The sequence below is a fragment of the Actinoplanes sp. NPDC020271 genome (assembly GCF_044388125.1).
Taxonomy (GTDB): Bacteria; Actinomycetota; Actinomycetes; order Mycobacteriales; family Micromonosporaceae; genus Actinoplanes.
The window spans coordinates 20033-37664 of record NZ_JBIRWQ010000002.1; the positions used below are offsets into that span (position 1 = coordinate 20033).

The following is a 17632-nucleotide window of genomic DNA, read 5'->3' on the forward strand; positions in this document are numbered from 1 at the left end:
GAGCGGCGATCGTGTCTACAGAACCTCGGCCGCCATCGGGAGCGGGTTCCCGAAGCGATGCGCCGTGATGCTGACCGCCTGTTCCCGCAGGAACGGCAGCAGTTCCACCTTCCCGGCCTCGACCACCGGCCCGGCCCAGATCGCCAGGTCGGGCCGCCCACCGGTGGCCGCGGCCAGTTCTGCCGCCGAGCCGCCGATCAGACGTACCCGGTTCACCCCGGTGAGGCCGGCCGCGAACTCGGCGTCGGATTCGACGACCGCCTCCGGGTACAGGCCGTCGGGCAGGGCGTCGGCCGTCGACACCCGCAGCGGGGCACCGGCGAGCAGGCCGGCCGCGAGGACCCGGACGAGGCCGGCGAGCGGCGCACCCGCGGACAGCCGGACGGTCACCGGGGTGGGCAGGTAACGCAGGACGTTGCGTTCGACGCCGAGCGCGGAGACGTCCTCGGCGCGGCCGAACCCGGCGGCCCACGCGGCGGCGTCACTGCCGGCGGCGCGTGTGACCGATTCCGACCACTCCGGGGTCAGGTGGGGGGCGGCGGTCGCGAGCAATGACCGTACGCGCGAATCGGTGATTTCCTCGTGGGCGGCCGCCGCAGCCGGCGCCCAACCGCTCAGCCCGACCAGGTAGTTCGGGCCGCCGGCCTTGGTGCCGGCGCCGACGGCGGAGCGCTTCCAGCCGCCGAACGGCTGGCGGCGGACGATCGCGCCGGTGATGCCCCGGTTGACGTAGAGGTTGCCGGCCTGGACCCGGTCGAGCCAGGTGCGCACCTCGCCGGCGTCGAGCGAGTGCAGACCCGAGGTGAGTCCGAAGTCGACGTCGTTGACCAGGTCGATCGCGTCGTCGAGGGTGTCCGCGGTCATGATCCCGAGGATCGGGCCGAAGTACTCGGTCTTGTGGTACGCCGAGCCGCGCCGGACGCCGTCACGGATGCCGGGGCGCCACAGCTGACCGTTCTCGTCCAGTTTCTCGGGCCGCAGCAGCCAGCGTTCGCCGGCGCCGAGCGTGGTCAGGCCCTCGAGGAGCTTGCCGGTGGCCGGCTCGACGAGCGGGCCGACCTGGGTGCGCGGCTCGGTCGGGAGGCCGACCTCCAGCGACGACACCGCGTCCAGCAGCTGTGTCCGGAAACGTTCGGACCGTGCGACCGAGCCGACGAGCACGACCAGGGACGCGGCCGAGCACTTCTGGCCGGCGTGCCCGAAGGCGGAGGAGACCACGTCCTTGACGGCGAGGTCGAGGTCGGCGCTCGGGGTCACGATGATGGCGTTCTTGCCGCTGGTCTCGGCGAGCAGCGGAAGGTCCGGGCGGAACGAGCGGAACAGTTCGGCGGTCTCGTAGGCGCCGGTGAGGATCACCCGGTCGACCAGCGGGTGCGCGATCAGCTGCCGTCCGAGGGTGCCCTCGTCGACCTGGAGCAACGTGACCAGGTTCGGGTCGGCGCCGGCCGCGGCGACAGCGTCGCGGACGATGCCGGCGAGCACGGTTCCGCAGCGTTCGGCCGGGGCGGCCGGCTTGATCACGACGGCGGAGCCGGCGGCGAGGGCGGCCAGCATGGAGCCGGCCGGGATCGCGACCGGGAAGTTCCACGGCGGCGTGACCAGGGTGAGCCGGGCCGGAACGGGCGTGGCGCCGTCCATCGCCTCGAAGGAGGCCGACAGTTCGGCGTAGTAGTGGGCGAAGTCGATCGCCTCGGAGACCTCGGGGTCGGCCTGGTCGACCGTCTTGCCGGCCTCGGCCGCCATCACTTCGAGGAGGATGTCGCGGTTCTCCTCCAGGGCCTCGCCGACCTTGTGCAGGACGGTGCGGCGGTCGGCGCCGCCCCAGTTCGCGGCGGCGGCCTTGCCCAGCGTCTCGTCGAGCTGCTTCTCATCCGTTATGCGCGGAAGATCGAGTCCGAGCTGCGACGTCGTCACTCGGCCCAGGATCGCGCGGGCCCAGGTGCGGTTCTCGGCGACGGCCGGGTCGGTGTCGGGCGTATTTGCAAAATATCCGTTTTCCGACTTCTTTGTCGCGGCAAAACGGTCAACCACTCTGTGCGGCCGGGGAACGTCGTCGTCCAGGTCGCGCAGAGAAGCGAGGAACCGCTCCTTCTCCCGCTCGAACAACTGGCTGTTCTGATGCAGCTCGAACACCGCCGACATGAAGTTGTCCGAGCTCGCGCCCTCTTCCAGGCGCCGGATCAGGTAAGCGATGGCCACGTCGAACTGTTCGGGCCGCACCACCGGCGTGTAGAGCAGCAGGCCCCCGACCTCACGACGGACCGCCTCGGCCTGCCCCTCGGCCATGCCCAGCAGCATCTCGAACTCGATGCCGTCGCGCACCCCGCGCTGCCCGGCGAGGGTCCACGCGTAGGCGACGTCGAACAGGTTGTGCCCGGCCACGCCGAGCCGCACGTTGCGGATCCGGTCCGGGTGCAGCGCGTAGTTCAGCACCCGCTTGTAGTTGGTGTCGGTCGCCTGCTTGCTGTCGCAGGTCGCGACCGGCCAGCCGTGCAGCGCCGACTCGACCCGCTCCATCGGCAGGTTCGCGCCTTTGACCAGGCGCACCTTGATCCCGGCGCCACCGCGCTCGCGCCGCGCCGCGGACCAGGACTGCAGCCGCATCATCGCGCTCAGCGCGTCCGGCAGGTAGGCCTGCAGCACGATGCCGGCCTCCAGGCCGAGCAGGTCGGGCCGGTCCAGCAGCCGGGTGAAGACCGCGATGGTGAGGTCGAGATCCTTGTACTCCTCCATGTCGAGGTTCACGAACTTGCCGGTCCTCGCGGCCAGCTGGAAGAGGGGGAGCAGCTTCTCGGTGATGTCGTCGACGGCCTCGTCGAACGCCCACGGGTTGTGCGGCGCGACGGTCGACGACACCTTGATCGACACGTAGTCGACGTCGGCGCGGGCCAGCAGCCGCTCGGTGTCGCCGAGCCGCCGGGACGCCTCGCCGCGACCGAGGACGGCTTCGCCGAGGAGGTTGACGTTCAGGCGTACGCCACGCTTCTTGATTTTGCGAATGGCGCGACCGAGACGGGCGTCGGTCGCGTCGACGATCAGGTGACCCACCATGTGCCGCAGCGCGCGCCGGGCGACCGGGACGACCACACCGGGCATGATCGGGGCGAGCGCGCCGCCGACCTTGACCGCGGCCTTGAGGTGCCGGGGCAGGAAGCTCGGCACATCGCCGGCCAGCGCGTTCAGGGCACGGGCGCTGACCTTGCGGTCCTCGGGGCGGACCACGCCGTCGACGAAACCGACCGCGAACGCCAGCCCCTTCGGGTCGCGCAGCAGGCCGGCCAGCTGGGCGGCGGAACCGCCGACCGGGACCGTCGACGCCTCGCTCAGCCAGCGACGCACGAGAGCGATCGTCTCGTCGGCGATCTCAGACATCGGGATGCTCCTTCCGTTATGAGCGCCAGTCTGCGACCGGTTGTCGGGTAAGGAAAAGCGATGCTTTGTGACCGGTAATCTTCAGTTCGGCTAACGTATGCGGATGTTGGAGATCCGCCGTCTGATCCTGCTCCGGGAACTCGCCGTCCGGGGCACACTCGCCGCGGTCGCCGAGGCCCTCAACTTCACCCCGTCCGCGGTCAGCCAGCAGCTCAGCCAGCTGGAACGCGAGACCGGCACGGTCCTGCTGCGCAAAGCCGGCCGGCGGGTCCAGCTCACCCCGCAGGCCGAGGTGCTGGTCGCCTCGGTCGACGAGGTCCTCGACACGCTCGAGCGAGCCGAGACGCGCCTGAAAGCGGCCGCGACCCGGGTCAGCGGGACCGTCCGGCTCGCCGTCTTCCAATCCGCGGCGCTCGCTTTCATGCCGGCCGCTCTGCGCCTCACGGCCGCTCGATTTCCCGACGTACGCGTGGAAATGGTCCAGCGGGAGCCGGAGGAGGCCCTGCGGGAGACGTGGGCGCGGGACTTCGACATGGTTATCGCAGAGCAGTACCCGGCCCACGCCGCGCCACACCACCCGGGCCTGGATCGGCGTGACCTGACGACGGACGCGATCCGGCTGGCCCTGCCGGCCGAGCCGGAGTCCCTGCACCCGGTCGACTCGCTCGACTCGGCCCGCCACATGCCCTGGGTGATGGAACCGCGCGGCGCCGCCTCCCGCCACTTCGCCGAGCAGTTGTGCCGCCGCGCCGGGTTCGAGCCGGACGTCCGTTACGAGACGGCCGACCTGCAGGCGCACATCCGCCTGGTCGAGACGGGCAACGCGGTCGCCCTGATCCCGGACCTGGTGTGGGCCGGCCGTTCCACGTCCTGCCGCCTGCTGGACCTGGAGGAAGCCCCACGGCGCACGATCTTCACCGCCCAGCGCCTCGCCGGCGAGGCATCCCCGGCCGCCCGTGCCCTGCGCGAGATCCTCGCGGAGGTCGTCTGACTACATGCGGGGCGGAGCCGGGGGTGCCGTCGTCTTCGCGGGGCAGGGGGAGGCGACGTAGCCGGGGTGGGCGCCGTCGGTGAACCGGCACCCGAACGACTCGTCCGCCACTGCCCGGCTGTTCAGGATCGCGTCCCCGGCCGGGCGACGGCCGGTGCGGACCCAGGCGGTCAGGTCGTCGAACGCGGTGACCAGCTCGGACTGGGTGAAGTCGCAGTGCCCGACGCCGCGGATGGCGCGGGACACGAACAGGTTCGCGCGGCCGTTGCGCAGGGCGCGGCGGGCGTACTCCTGTTCCATCGAGAACGGGACGAACAGGTCTCCGACGTCGTGCAGGGACAGCACCGGGATCCTCGGGGTGCCGTTGACGCGCGGGATGCCGGCCAGGCCGGGGTCGGCGGTCGCGGTGTGCTGCACCCGCAGCACCTCGGCGTTGAGCTTGAGCTCGGCGAAGGTCGGCAGCGGGCTGTCGGCGAGCCGGTAGTACGTGTACTGGTTGTCGGTCACGTTGCCGGACGCGATCCCGCCGGTGCCGCCGCTCAGCCCGGGATAGAGGCCGAACAGGAACGGCAGGTCGTTGAGGGGCGCGAGGGACGGCGCCGCGTTCCAGTAGGCGAACGCCGAGTCGAACCCGGGCCGTTCCCCGCCGCTGCGCCGCTCGACCGCGTTCGACCAGTTCTTCCCGGCCCGGGTGAGGACCGGCAGGGTGCCCGCCTTGACGCCGAGCGCGGCGGTGATCCGGCCGGCCTGCTCGCGCCACTGCGCCTGGTAGTCGGCGCCGGGTGCGAGCGGGAAGTCGATCCGCTCGTCGGTGAGGGCGGCGGCGGTCACGTTCGCGTCGAGGAAGTAGTCGTAGAGCTCGGTGTCGCCGAGGACCCCGCAGTACGGCATGGCCGCGTCGAACGCCCGCGGGAACCGTTCGATCGCCACGGCGGTGACCTGCCCGCCCATCGACGCGCCGGTCATGATGACCGACCGGGCCGGGCGACCGGTCACCTGCCGGAAGATGTCGATCAGCGCGTGCGAGTCGCGCACGCCCTGCCCGACGTCGTAGCCGTTGGTCGCGTAGCTGGAGGCGGCCCACGCGTACCCGGTCTCGAGGTAGTGCGCGCGCAGCGCCGGGTTGTCGACGTAGACGACGTTGCCGGTGCCCCGGTAGCCGTGCGCGTAGACGACCAGTTTGCCGTTCCACTGCTGCGGCACCTCGAACCGGAAGGCGGCGCCGTCCCGGATCCCGGTCCAGATGTGTGCGCCGGTCAGCGGGGTGAACGCGGCGCCGGAGACGTCACAGGCCGGGTCGAGGACCAGGTAGCCGGGGTGCGTCGTGCTGGGCGCGGGCGCGGCGCAGGCGACCGGGGCCGCGGAGGCCGGCGCGCTCAGCATGGTGACCAGCGCGAGTGCTGCGGCGAACACGGCGAGGCACTTCCGGCGCATGGTCATGTGTTACCTCCCGGACACATGAAATGGCCGGGCATCGACGTTTGTCAAGGAGAACTCAACTTTATGGACAGCGCCGGGGCCCGATCACCGGCCCCGGCGTCCACGATCACAAGCCGATCAGACGGTACGGAGGCGAATCGTCACCGTGTCCCCGGAGGTCACCAGGTCCGCCCGGTAGCCCGGGGTCCCCACGACCACCCCGGCGAACTTTCCGCGCAGGCGACGGGCCTCGAGCACGGTGATCCGCTCGTCGCAGTGGCCCCTGCGGGCCGCGTCCACCGTGATCGCCAGCGTCACGTTCGCACCCAGGGTGGCCTCGTCCTCGACGGTCAGGGCGGTCTTGCCCTTCGGGTCGACGGTCACGGCCAGCGTGCCCGCGCTCTGGCGGAAGTCGCCACGGATCCTCACGCCGTCGACGGCCAGGCGCAGCGTCCCGCCGGTCACCGTCACGTCGCCGTGCCCGAGCGCCGCCGCCGACTCCGCGACCAGGGTGCCCTGCGCGACCCTGGTGCCGCCGCGGTAGTCGTTGTCACCGGACAGGGTCAGCGTGCCCGAGCCGAGCTTGACCAGGCCGCCACGGCCACCGATGTCGTTGCGCCACGCGTCGGCGGCGTGGAACCCGCCCTGCGCGGCGTCGAACGTGACGGCGACGGTCTCGTCGAACGCGCCGTAGCCGTCGGCGGCCGCGAACAGGTTGAGCCGGCCCCACTGCTCGGGACCGTCCAGGATCGGGTGGCCCGAGGTCAGCCCGGTGGTACGCAGCACCTCACGGCGCTGCGCGGCGTCCAGGTACGGCAGGCGGGTCTCCAGCAGCACCTCGGCCCCGACCGGCACCGTCACCGGGACGCGCTTGCCGTGCGCCGGGAGGCCGTAGGTGTGCTTGTGCCGGACGATCGCGGCGTTGACCTTGCGGTCGGCGGGATTGTGGGCGTACGCGAAAAGGTCCTTGGTCCCGATCTTGTCCTGGAAGTAGGCGAGCGCCTGGGCCCGGGCGCCGGCCTTGACCGCCGCGTTCGCCGGGTCACGCAGGATCGCCGCGGCGAGCGCGGTCGCCAGGATCCGGCCGCCGATCACGTCGGCGGGGGAGTGCATGCCGGCCACGATCCGGGTGTGGGCCAGGTCGTAGGCGGTGGTGATCATCTCCTGGAAGCGCTCCGGGACCGCGTAGGCGTAGGCGAGCGAGGCCAGGAACAGCGCGTTCGTGTGCCCGCTGACGTAACCGGCGTCGTCGGTGGCGCTGGTGCCACGCTGACGCAGCAGCGCCGGGGCGACCACCACGCCGGAGTCGTAGACCGGGAAGCCGAACTCGTCGACCGTGCCGGTGTCGACGACCCTGCTGTTCCCGGTGAGGCGCCACGGGCGGGGGTACTGGAACGCGTACTTCGCCGGGTTGCCCGACGAGTAGTTGCCGCGCAGCGTGTTGACCAGCGTGGCGACCTTGCCCAGCGCGGAGGTGGTGGAGCCGGCGCCGGTGGCCGCGCCGGCGGGCGAACCGGCCGGGACGGAGTCGCTGATCGTGGTCGCCGGGGTCGTCGCCGGCGCCGAGGTGATCGCGGTGACGGCGAGCGCGCCCGTCCGGTAGAGGTCGGCGAGCGGGCCCAGCCCGGCGATCACCGAGTAGCTCTGGTGCTGGCGGTCGACGATGAACGCCTTGGCCGCCTCGGCGTCGGTGCGGTGGGTGGTGACCTCGACCACGTACGTGATGTTGGCGCGCAGGAATGCCTGGTCGAGGACGGTGCCGGTGTTCCAGGCGGTGCCGGTGGCCCAGACCTTCTGGAAGCCGGAGAGGACGCGGACCGCGGCGTTGGTCTCCGGGGTCAGGTTCGCGATGACGTTCGTCTGATACGCGTCGACGAAGTCGGGGGTCGCGCGCGTGGCGGCCAGTGCAGGCACCGCCCGGAACTGGGTGGCGACGAGACCGGCGGCGGACGCCTTCAGAACCGTCCGGCGGGAGATCGGGGACATGGGGACTCCGCGATGCAGTCGGGGCAAGATCGCGGATCAGCCTTCGTGCGGCTTTCCAACTTCTCGTCAACACCCGCGGATGTGAGCGTGAACATTATGCTACTTACCAGTAGCCAAGGTTCCGTTCCGACCGTTCACCGGCCTAGCGTCCCGATCGTGCGCATCCCCTTCGCGATCGCGGCCCTGGCCGCCACGCTGATCGCCGTCCCCGCGTCCCCCGCCACGGCCGCCGTCGCCACCGGCGGAACCCTGAAGGTTCTTTCCTACAACATTGCCGGACTCCCCGACATCCTGTCCAGTGCCGACACCGACCGGGCCACCTCCACCACCGCGATCGGGCAGCGGATCAGCGGATACGACCTGATCCAGGTGCAGGAGGACTTCAATTACCACGCCTACCTCTACGCGGCCGACGACCACGCCTACCGCACCCCGACCAGCGGGGGCGCCGGCATCGGCTCCGGACTCAACACCCTTTCCGCGTACGCCTACGACACCGACGACTTCGAGCGCGTGCGCTGGAACTCGTGCCAGGTGGACTCCGGCGACTGCCTGACCCCCAAGGGCTTCACGTTCATGCGGGTCCGGCTGGCCGAGGGTGTCTACGTCGACTACTACAACCTGCACACCAACGCCGGCACGAACGCCGGTGACCTGGCGTCCCGGGCCGACAACCTGAACCAGCTGACCACGTTCATCGGCAGCCACTCGAACGGCAACGCGGTGGTCGTCATGGGCGACACCAACACCCGGTACACCCGCAGCGGCGACACGATCGCCGACTTCGTCGCGGCCAACGGGCTCACCGACGCGTGGGTCCAGCTCGAACGCGGTGGCGTGCCGCCGGCGAAGGGCAGCGACCCGTTGCTCTGCTCCGACGACACGTGCGAGGTCGTCGACAAGGTGCTCTACCGCAGCAGCCGGTTCGTCACGCTGAACGCCACGTCGTACCACAACGAGCACGCGTCGTTCCTGAACAGCGACGGGCTGATGCTCAGCGACCACGACCCGGTCAGCGCCGGGCTCACCTGGACGGCCAACCCGGCGTACCGGTTCAGTGAGCAGTTCGGCGGCCCGCACGGCGACTACTACAACGACATCGACACGGTCACCACGCCGACTTCGTTCAGCCTGCGCGCCGGCACCCGGGTGGACCGGGTCGGCACGCACGGCGGCACCGGAGGCACGCTCAAGACGCTGACGCTGGGCGGCGGCGAGTACGTGATCAGCGCCTATCTGTGCCAGGGGAGCTACAACTCGCACACCCGGATCTTCTACGCCAAGTTCACCACCAATCTCGGCAACACCCTGGCCGGAGGCACCACCACCTCGGACTGTGTGACCCGGACCGCCCCGGCCGGCTGGCAGATCGCCGGCTTCCACGGGCGCGCGGGAGACGCAGTGGACAAGCTCGGGTTCCTTTACACCGAGCGCTGACCGTCACAGTGTGGACGGGGCCGGGAAAGGGGTACCCCGGTGCCGTCCACATCGGCGCGGGAGGCGCGACATGCACGAGGCAGCAGCGACATCCACATCCCGGAGGCGCACCTGGCTACGGGTCTTCCTCACCGGGCTCCTCCTCTGGATCCTGACCGTGGTGGTCACCCTCTTCACCGGGAACCCCAACCTGATCCCGACCCTCGTGCTGCTCGGCAGCTTCCTGGTCCCGGTCACGTTCGTGCTCTGGGCGTTCGGCCGCCGGCACACCGGTGAGGTGACCGCGGAACTGCTGTTCGGCACGTTCGTCACCGGCGGCATCCTGGGGGTGCTCGCCGCGTCGCTGCTCGAGACGTACCTCCTGCACCCGTCGCCCGGCTTCTTCCTCGGGGTCGGCCTCATCGAGGAAGCCGCGAAACTGTCCGCGCTCGCGTTCCTGACCCGCAGACTCAGCCACAAGTACGCCGTGGACGGCCTCGTGCTGGGCGCGTCCGTCGGCTTCGGCTTCGCCGCCTTCGAATCCGCCGGGTACGCGTTCACCGCGCTCTTCACCGAACACGGCCTCTCGCTGATGCAACTGGTCCAGACCGAACTCCTGCGCGGCCTGCTCGCCCCGCTCGGCCACGGCCTGTGGACGGCCATCCTCGGCGGAGTGCTCTTCTCCGCCAGCGGACGCAAGCACTTCGCGCTGACCAGGCGGCTGCTCTTCTCGTACCTCGGGGTCGCCGTCCTCCACGCCCTCTGGGACAGCATGCACAGCATCGCGCTGCTGCTCACGCTCGTCCTGACCGGTACGCCCTACCAGTACTCCCTCCTGGAGAGGGGCTACCAGCCGACGCCGACCGCCGACCAGACGCACCTGTTCACCGTCCTCTCCTGGGGCGGCCTGATCGTGATCTCGCTGATCGCGCTCCTCTGGCTGCGCTCGGTCGCCCGCCACGCCGACCGCGAGCAGCGCCCACTCTGGCGGATTCCCCTCGCCCACTGACCCCCGTCGTTCACCGGCCGGACGGGCCAACTTCTCGGGCCGGCGTCCGGGGGGCTGCGCCGACGGCGCAGCCGGGTTACTGTCCGTGTCGGACTTGCGAGGTGGGCGCATGAGTGACCAGACCGAGAAAGACCAAGCGGGCATCGCGTACGGCTTCGGCCGGCACCGTGGGCTCCTCGTCGACCGCAACGGCATCGAGGAGATCGTCTACGGCCGTGTCCTGCTCTACCTGGAGAAACCCGACACTGACCTGATCCGCGGGCTGGCCCCGCGCCTGTCCGGGGTGATCGTCGAGGAACCGGTCACCCCCTACGCGCCCGAGGCGCGGGCGCTCTGGTCGCTCCCGGTGCCGGTGCTCACCGGCGTCCGCGTCGACGACAGCTGGCTCGGCCACGAAGTGATCGTCGACTTCGACGCGGCGACCACCGCCCCACCACCGCCGGCCGCCACCGAAGTGCGGCTGCACGCCGAGGTCTCCACGCTCGCCGAAGCGCACGAAGCCGGGCACCTCGCCGACGGCTGGTCCCCGCTGCGCGCCGAGGACCTGCGCGCCCTGCCCGCCGCGGAACGCGCCGACCTGTGGAACTTCCTCGCCGAATCCGGCCGGCCGCTCCCGGCCGTCCGCTACTTCGACGAACCGGCCGGCGGCCCGCCCGCCGCCTCCTTCGGCCGGCGCGGCGTCCGCGTCCTGCTCCCGGACGCGATCGACCATTTCCGTACCCTCGTGGCCGAGGCCCCCGGCGACGACCCGCTCGTCGTCCTGCCGATGGTCTCGGTGCGCGCCGAGATCGCCGCCTTCGCCGCCGCCACCGGTGCCCGGTGGCGCCTGGGCCTGGACATCGCCACCCCGGCCGCCGCCCTCGGCATCGCCGACCTGGTCGACGACTGCCACCTGCTGCACGTCAGCACCGGCGACCTGGCCCAGCACATCCTGGTGTGGGACCGCACCGTCCGCAACGACCTGCTCCTGCCGCCGGACCGGCTGCCGCACGTCGTCACCCAGCTCGTCGAATGGTCGGCGTCCGTCGCCGCCGCCCGCTCGATCCCGTGCCGGGTCGCCGTCGACCTGCGCCCCAGCGCCCAGCTCCACGAGCAGCTGGTCGCCGCCGGTGTCCGCGAGATCTCCTGCCCCGCTCCGCTGATCCGTCACTGGCGCCACCTCCTCGACCGCGCCCAGTGATCGAACCGGCGGGCGGGAACGGGCGGCTGACGACGTACGCGCGAAGGGTTTGCCCGAAGCCGCCGCCGGTCAGCCTCGCTGAGCCCGGTCGACCAGCTCGGCGGCAACGTCGCGCAATTTGCGGTTCGACTCCTGGGACGCGCGGGACAGGATCGTGAACGCCTCGTCCGCCGAGCAGTGCCGCTGCCCCATGATGATTCCCTTGGCCTGCTCGATCACGGCCCGGCTCTCCATCGCCGTCTGCATGTGCCCGGCGAGGGTGACGGTGGTGTCGTAGAGGTGCGCGTTGGCGAGGGCGACCGCGGCGTAGCCGGCGAACGTCTCGGTGAGCCGCACCGCGTCGTCGTCGAAGTTGTTGATCGAGGTGGCGTAGACGTTGAGGGCGCCGGCGACGTGTTCGCGGATGGGCAGGCCGACGCTGAGGGTGCTGCCGACGCCGACCGATCCGGCGACGGCCTCCCAGCCGGGCCAGCGGCGTTCCGCGCTGACGTCGTCGACCATCAGGGTGCTGCCCTGGCGGCAGGCGTCCAGGCAGGGCCCGGAGCTACGTTCGTACTGCCATTTGTCGATGTGGTCGGCGGCGGTGCCGGTGCTGGCGACGGTGTGCGGGCCACGGTCGCGGATGAGGGTGACGGAGACTTCGTAGGCACCGGGGACGGTTCGTTTGGCGAGGCCGGCGACGGTGGCGAGGACACCTTCCAGGTCGGTTTCCCCGAGATTGATCCGGCCCAGCTCACGGAAGGCGGCGGTGGGATCCATCGGTTCGGGTGTCATACGGCCTGCATACCCCGGAATCGGCCGGGCAACGCGCAGGGTGACGGCGGGTCGAGCCATGCGCCCGGATCTCGCTTGCCGACGGTTGAGGATTGCTGTGCCTGCCGACCCGCCGCTGACCGTCTACTTCCGGCAGCTCACGCCCGAGTCCGCGATCGTCGGCGTGTGCGGCGAGGTGGCTGCCGACACGACGAGTGTGCTGGCCACCGCGCTGGAGCATGCGATTCTGGCGTACCCGCGGGTCACCTGCGATCTGAGCGGGGTGACGTTCTTCGGTGCGGCCGGGGCGAACGCGACCACGCTCACCCGGGCGCGGGGCCGGGCGCGGGGCCACCGGCTGGAGCTCGCCGGGGTGCGCGGCACCGCCCGGGACGTTCTGCTGATCGTCGGTCTGGGCCCCATGCTGCGAATCTCCGGCTTACTCCGGGTATCATCGACGTCCTGCGGCCGATGTCGGAATGACAGCGGCCTGCCAGCGTCAAGCAGCGGCGCGGGTCCGAGAGCCGTCCGGCGGTTCTCCGGGCAGCACCACCGGCTAACCACGCGCGAGTCGCCTGCGGCGGCCCGCGCACCGCTGCGGGGAATCTACTGACGTTGATGGCGCACGACCCAGCCGACTCTGCCGCCGCGTTCGCGGAGCTCGGCCGCATCAAGCTCGGCGAGACCGATCTCAACGGCGTCCTGGACCGGGTCGCCGACCTGGCGCAGCGGACCCTTCCGGGTGCCGCACAGGTCTCCATCACCCTGATCCGGGACGGTGCTGCCCACACCCCGGCGCACACCGGCGAGATGGCGTTGCGGCTCGACGCATGGCAGTACGAACAGGATCACGGCCCGTCCCTGGAGGCCGCCGCGCAGAAGACCACGGTCTATGTCGCGGATGCCGCCGGCGACGACCGCTGGGGCGACTGGCCGACCCGGGCCGCGATGTGCGGGGCGGGCAGCATGCTGTCGGTGGGACTGCCGATCGTGGAGAACGTGAGCGGGGCGCTCAACATCTACTCCAAGTCGGCGCGCGCGTTCGACGAGGAGGCGATCGCGATGGCGCAGACGTTCGTGCGGTACGCCGCGGTCGCGCTCGCCAACGCCCACCTCTACGACACGACGGCCGCGCTGGCCGGTCACATGCAGGCGGCGATGGAGAGCCGTGCGGTGATCGAGCAGGCCAAGGGCATCATCATGGGCGAGCGCCGGTGCACCGCGGACGAGGCGTTCGCGATCCTGACGAAGGTCTCGCAGGACACCAACCGCAAACTGCGAGACGTCGCCGCCACCCTGGTCGAGCGCACCCAGCGGGGTTAGGCCGTCACGTCGAGGCGGTTCCCGTCGCCGCGCTGGGACAGGTAGCGCAGGGCCGGTTCGAGGTAGCCGGCCACCGGGTTGCGTCCCGGCGCGGCCTGCTCCCAGCGCCGGGAGAGATCTTTGAGGTACGCCGGCGTCACCTCCTGCCCGGGTGCGAGCCGCCCGGCGGTCCGGTCGGCCGCGATCGCCGCCGCGAGTGAGTTGATCCATCCCGCGTTCGGCTGTCCCTCGCCGATCTGCTGACCGGTGGCCTGGTAGATCAGTTCGCGGTCCCGCTGGGAGAGCGAGGCGGCGTCGTCCCGGGCATGCTGGTGACGCTCGCGTGCGGACGGCCGGGCCGGTGTCACCGAGTACGCCTGCTGGGCGCGATTCAACCGGGAAACGGACATCGGGCGTGAACCTCCTGGAACTCGTCCTACTCCCGATCGGCTACCGGTGGAAGCAACTGAGGGCCGGTGCGAGCCCGCGTACCGTGGACTGCGTCTCCCCGGACTGCACGCCCCCACCTGGCCGGCAGAAAGGGATGCACGTGACCACCTGGACCACAACGGAACGCATCGAACGGGGCGAGACGCGCCTGGCGGGCGACCTCACTCTCACCGGGCACGCCACCGGCGTGGTCCTGTTCGCGCACGGCAGCGGAAGTTCCCGTCACAGCCCGCGCAACCAGGCCGTGGCCCGGGAACTGAACCGGCGCGGGTTCGCCACGATGCTGGCCGACCTGCTCGCGCCGGGCGAGGACGACCGCGAGCACCGGTTCGACGTCGGGCTGCTCGCCGACCGGCTCGTCGGGGTCGTCGACTGGTTGCGCGCCCATCCGGCGACGACGGGACTGCCGCTCGGGTTGTTCGGCGCGAGCACGGGCGGTGCGGCGGCTCTCGTGGCGGCGGTGGCCCGGCCCGATGGCGTACGGACGGTGGTGTCCCGCGGCGGCCGCCCCGACCTCGCCGGTCCGGCCCTGATCGACGTGCGCGTCCCCACCCTGCTGATCGTCGGGGAACGCGACGACGCGGTGCTCGCATTGAACGAGGAGGCCCGTAACACCATGCGGGTCCACGCCGAGCTGCGGATCATCCCGGACGCCACGCACCTGTTCGAGGAACCGGGCGCCCTGGAAACGGTGGCCGAGCAGGCGGGGGAGTGGTTCCAGGCGTTCCTGACGCCGGTCCCGTTCAAGCGGCACCCGGCCCTGGATCACCTGGCCACCGCCCGCCTCTGGGGGTGAAACAGGGTGATCTTCCGCGATCGGACGGAGGCGGGGCATCTTCTGGCCGACCGGCTTGCCGAGGCCGCCCAGGACAGTGACCTGGTCCTGGCCCTGCCCCGGGGTGGTCTGCCGGTCGCCGAGCCGATCGCCGTCCGGCTCGGCGCGACCTTGGACATCGTGGTCGCCCGGAAACTGGGAGCGCCCGGGCATCCCGAGTTCGGCGTCGGCGCGATCGCGGAGGACGGTCCGCCCGTCTACGACCGGGACAACCTGAGACATGCGGGCGTCACCGAGGAGAGCATGGCGGCGACCCTCGCGGCCGAGCGCGAGGAACTGGGCCGCCGGGTCCGCCGCTATCGGGGCGACCGCCCCACCCCACCGGTCACCGGCCGGGCCGTCGTCCTCGTCGACGACGGCCTGGCCACCGGGGTGACCGCGCACGCCGCCCTGCGCTGGATCCACGGGCGGAACCCGGCGCGGGTGCTGCTGGCCGTCCCGGTCGGCGCGCCGCAGGCTCGTGACCTGCTCGCGCGGGAGGCCGACGGCGTGATCTGCCTGAGCGCGCCTCCGGACTTCCGGGCGGTGGGCCGCTGGTACGAGAACTTCGAGCAGCTCACCGACGAGGACGTGGACGCCGTACTGCGCCGATTTCATCATGCGTTGAAATAGGCTCTCGACCGCGCTCCGGAATTCATCTAGCGTTGAGTTCAACACTTGATGAGTTCCGGGGAGGAATCATGGACACCGCGATCGAGGTCACCGGCCTCGTCGTCCGGCGCGGGAAGCAAGCCGTGCTCGACGGCTTCACCTGCGCCGTCCCGCGCGGCCACGTCACCGGGCTGCTCGGCCCGAGCGGCAGCGGCAAGACCACCCTCATGCGCACCGTCGTCGGCGTGCAGGTCGTCGCGGCCGGCACGGTCACCGTGCTCGGCCGCCCGGCCGGCTCACCGGCGCTGCGCAGCAAGATCGGATACCTGACCCAGGCGCCCAGCATCTACGCCGACCTGACCGTCCGGGAGAACGCGCGCTACTTCGCCTCCCTCTACCGCCTCGGCAAGGGCGCCGCCGACGAGGCGATCGAAACCGTCGGCCTCACCCGCGCGGCCGGCCAGCTCGTCACGAACCTCTCCGGCGGGCAGCGCAGCCGCGCGTCGCTGGCCTGCGCGATCGTCAGCCGGCCGGAGATCCTCGTGCTCGACGAGCCGACCGTCGGGCAGGATCCGCTGCTGCGCGACGAGCTGTGGGCGCACTTCCGGCGGATGGCCGCGGACGGCGCGACCGTGCTGGTGTCCAGCCACGTCATGGACGAGGCGAACCGCTGCGACCGGCTGCTGCTGATCCGGGAGGGCGTGCTGATCGCCGACGACACCCCGGCCGCGGTCAAGAAGTCCGCCGGCTCGGACGACCTCGACCAGGCGTTCCTCAATCTGATCCGCGCCAACGAGAAGGTAGTGGCATGACCGCCGGCACCGAGCGGCACCTCGCCGCGCTCACCAGCGACCTCGCAGGCGAGGGCCGGAAGAGCATGCCGAAGGAGGGCACAGAATGATCCTGTTGAGCACGATCAAGCGGATCCTCACTCAACTGCGCCATGACCCGCGGACCATCGCACTGATCGTGGTGGTGCCGACGCTCCTGATCGCGCTGATCTATTTCATGTACGACGGTCAGCCCCGCGTCTTCGACCGGGTCGCCCTGACCATGCTCGGCATCTTCCCGTTCATCGTGATGTTCCTGATCACCTCGATCGCCATGCTGCGGGAACGCACCACCGGCACCCTCGAGCGCCTGTTCACGACGCCGGTCGGCAAGCTCGACCTCCTTTTCGGATACGGGCTGGCGTTCGGCGCCGCGGCGGCCGTGCAGGCGGCGGTCGCGGCCGGTTTCGCCTACTGGGCCCTCGACATGCACGCCGCCGGGGGTCTCGGCCTGGTCGTGCTGATCGCGGTCGCCAACGCCGTGCTCGGGGTCGCGCTCGGGCTGCTGTGCAGCGCGTTCGCGCGTACCGAGTTCCAGGCCGTGCAGTTCATGCCGCTCGTCGTCGCACCGCAGTTGCTGCTCTGCGGGCTCTTCGTGCCGCGCGACCGCATGGTCGGCTGGCTGCAAGGGATCAGCGACGTGCTGCCGATGTCCTACTCGGTGCAGGCGCTCACCGAGGTCGGCGCGCATCCCGACCCGACCGGCACGATGTGGCGTGACCTGGGCATCGTCCTCGGCGCGATCATCATCGCGCTCGCGGTGGGTGCCGCGACACTCCGCCGTCGCACGCGATGACGATTTTTTCGTACGGCCGATAGCGTTCCCTGCGTGACGTGTCGCCCGGGGCGGGCCACGTCCGTACGCGGAAAGGGGTTTGTGCATGGCACGACGGACCGGCAGGCGACCCGGCAACCCGGAGACCCGGGAAGCGATCCTCGCCGCCGCGCGTGAGGCGTTCGCCGACAAGGGTTACGACGGCGCCTCGATCCGTGCCATCGCCACCGGCGCCGGGGTCGACCCGGCGCTGGTGCACCACTATTTCGGCACCAAGGACAAGCTGTTCCTGGCCGCGATGCAGGCCCCGATGGACCCGGCCGAGATCATCGACGCGCTCGTCGAGGGCGACCGGGACGATGTGGGCACCCGGTTCGTCCGGCTGTTCCTGCGCATCTGGGACGGGCCGGGCGGCGCGGCCGGGGTGGCGCTGCTGCGCTCGGCGGTCGGCACGGAGTGGACGGCCCGGCTGTTCCGGGAGTTCGTGGTCACCCAGATCCTGCGGCGGGCGGTGCCGAAACTCGGCCTCGACGACGACGAGCAGGGCCCGCTGCGGGTCACGCTCGCGGCCAGTCACATGGTCGGCGTCGCCCTGGCGCGGTACGTGATCAAGGTCGAACCGCTGGCGTCGGTGCCCGCCGAGGTGATCGTCGCGGCGGTCGGCCCGTCGGTGCAGCGCTACCTCACCGGTGACCTGGACCCACCGGCGGCGTAGCTCCGGCC

At 71.2% G+C, this 17632-nt stretch carries 16 protein-coding genes; 11 read left to right on the plus strand and 5 right to left on the minus strand.

Annotation, left to right across the window (positions count from 1 at the left end; translation table 11 throughout):
- Positions 1–15: 15 nt before the first annotated feature.
- A complete protein-coding gene (locus ACH442_RS03905) occupies positions 16–3372 on the minus strand; it encodes a bifunctional proline dehydrogenase/L-glutamate gamma-semialdehyde dehydrogenase (RefSeq protein WP_396121060.1) in 3357 nt (1118 codons plus the stop codon).
- 103 nt (positions 3373–3475) lie between these two features.
- Here ACH442_RS03905 and ACH442_RS03910 point away from each other — a divergent pair, with 103 nt between their 5' ends.
- Positions 3476–4363: a LysR family transcriptional regulator gene (locus ACH442_RS03910; protein ID WP_396121061.1), complete on the plus strand. Its 888-nt coding sequence runs from the start codon at positions 3476–3478 to the stop codon at positions 4361–4363.
- On the opposite strand, the gene ACH442_RS03915 is transcribed toward ACH442_RS03910, so the two are convergent.
- Both ACH442_RS03915 and ACH442_RS03920 read right to left on the minus strand, forming a co-directional pair.
- The gene (locus ACH442_RS03915; protein ID WP_396121062.1) at positions 4364–5803 is read right to left on the minus strand and encodes an alpha/beta hydrolase family protein; all 1440 of its coding nucleotides are present in this window, start codon (positions 5801–5803) and stop codon (positions 4364–4366) included.
- Positions 5804–5920: 117 nt separating this feature from the next.
- The gene (locus ACH442_RS03920; protein WP_396121063.1) at positions 5921–7768 is read right to left on the minus strand and encodes a phosphatase PAP2 family protein; all 1848 of its coding nucleotides are present in this window, start codon (positions 7766–7768) and stop codon (positions 5921–5923) included.
- Between the two features lie 156 nt (positions 7769–7924).
- Between ACH442_RS03920 and ACH442_RS03925 the strand changes: the two genes are divergently transcribed.
- From ACH442_RS03925 to ACH442_RS03935, 3 genes are all read left to right on the plus strand, one after another.
- Positions 7925–9205 carry a jacalin-like lectin gene (locus ACH442_RS03925; RefSeq protein WP_396121064.1) on the plus strand — a complete coding sequence of 427 codons (1281 nt, stop codon included), beginning with the start codon at positions 7925–7927 and terminating at the stop codon, positions 9203–9205.
- Between the two features lie 70 nt (positions 9206–9275).
- Positions 9276–10193: a PrsW family intramembrane metalloprotease gene (locus ACH442_RS03930; protein ID WP_396121065.1), complete on the plus strand. Its 918-nt coding sequence runs from the start codon at positions 9276–9278 to the stop codon at positions 10191–10193.
- 109 nt (positions 10194–10302) lie between these two features.
- Complete coding sequence (locus tag ACH442_RS03935) at positions 10303–11373, plus strand: putative PEP-binding protein (protein WP_396121066.1); 1071 nt, start codon at positions 10303–10305, stop codon at positions 11371–11373.
- A gap of 69 nt (positions 11374–11442) precedes the next feature.
- On the opposite strand, the gene ACH442_RS03940 is transcribed toward ACH442_RS03935, so the two are convergent.
- Positions 11443–12147 (minus strand): GAF and ANTAR domain-containing protein, encoded by a 705-nt coding sequence (locus tag ACH442_RS03940; RefSeq protein ID WP_396121067.1) that lies wholly within the window; start codon positions 12145–12147, stop codon positions 11443–11445.
- A gap of 97 nt (positions 12148–12244) precedes the next feature.
- On the opposite strand from ACH442_RS03940, the gene ACH442_RS03945 reads away from it, so the two are divergent.
- A complete protein-coding gene (locus tag ACH442_RS03945; protein ID WP_396121068.1) occupies positions 12245–12739 on the plus strand; it encodes an STAS domain-containing protein in 495 nt (164 codons plus the stop codon).
- Positions 12740–12744: 5 nt separating this feature from the next.
- On the plus strand, positions 12745–13449 hold the full coding sequence (locus ACH442_RS03950) for a GAF and ANTAR domain-containing protein (RefSeq protein ID WP_396121069.1): 705 nt from the start codon (positions 12745–12747) through the stop codon (positions 13447–13449).
- On the opposite strand, the gene ACH442_RS03955 is transcribed toward ACH442_RS03950, so the two are convergent.
- Positions 13446–13838: a hypothetical protein gene (locus ACH442_RS03955; protein WP_396121070.1), complete on the minus strand. Its 393-nt coding sequence runs from the start codon at positions 13836–13838 to the stop codon at positions 13446–13448. The two genes, ACH442_RS03950 and ACH442_RS03955, sit on opposite strands and share 4 nt — an antisense overlap.
- Before the next feature lie 5 nt (positions 13839–13843).
- Here ACH442_RS03955 and ACH442_RS03960 point away from each other — a divergent pair, with 5 nt between their 5' ends.
- The 5 genes from ACH442_RS03960 to ACH442_RS03980 all read left to right on the plus strand — a co-directional run bounded on the left by ACH442_RS03960 (position 13844) and on the right by ACH442_RS03980 (position 17624).
- Positions 13844–14674, plus strand: a complete 831-nt coding sequence (locus ACH442_RS03960; RefSeq protein WP_396121071.1) for a dienelactone hydrolase family protein — start codon at positions 13844–13846, stop codon at positions 14672–14674.
- A gap of 6 nt (positions 14675–14680) precedes the next feature.
- Positions 14681–15325: a phosphoribosyltransferase gene (locus ACH442_RS03965; protein WP_396121072.1), complete on the plus strand. Its 645-nt coding sequence runs from the start codon at positions 14681–14683 to the stop codon at positions 15323–15325.
- A gap of 68 nt (positions 15326–15393) precedes the next feature.
- Positions 15394–16116, plus strand: coding sequence for an ABC transporter ATP-binding protein (locus ACH442_RS03970; RefSeq protein WP_396121073.1), 723 nt, complete (start codon positions 15394–15396; stop codon positions 16114–16116).
- Positions 16117–16201: 85 nt separating this feature from the next.
- Positions 16202–16930, plus strand: a complete 729-nt coding sequence (locus ACH442_RS03975; protein ID WP_396121074.1) for an ABC transporter permease — start codon at positions 16202–16204, stop codon at positions 16928–16930.
- An 85-nt stretch (positions 16931–17015) separates the two neighbouring features.
- Positions 17016–17624 (plus strand): TetR family transcriptional regulator, encoded by a 609-nt coding sequence (locus ACH442_RS03980; protein ID WP_396121075.1) that lies wholly within the window; start codon positions 17016–17018, stop codon positions 17622–17624.
- Positions 17625–17632: the final 8 nt, after the last annotated feature.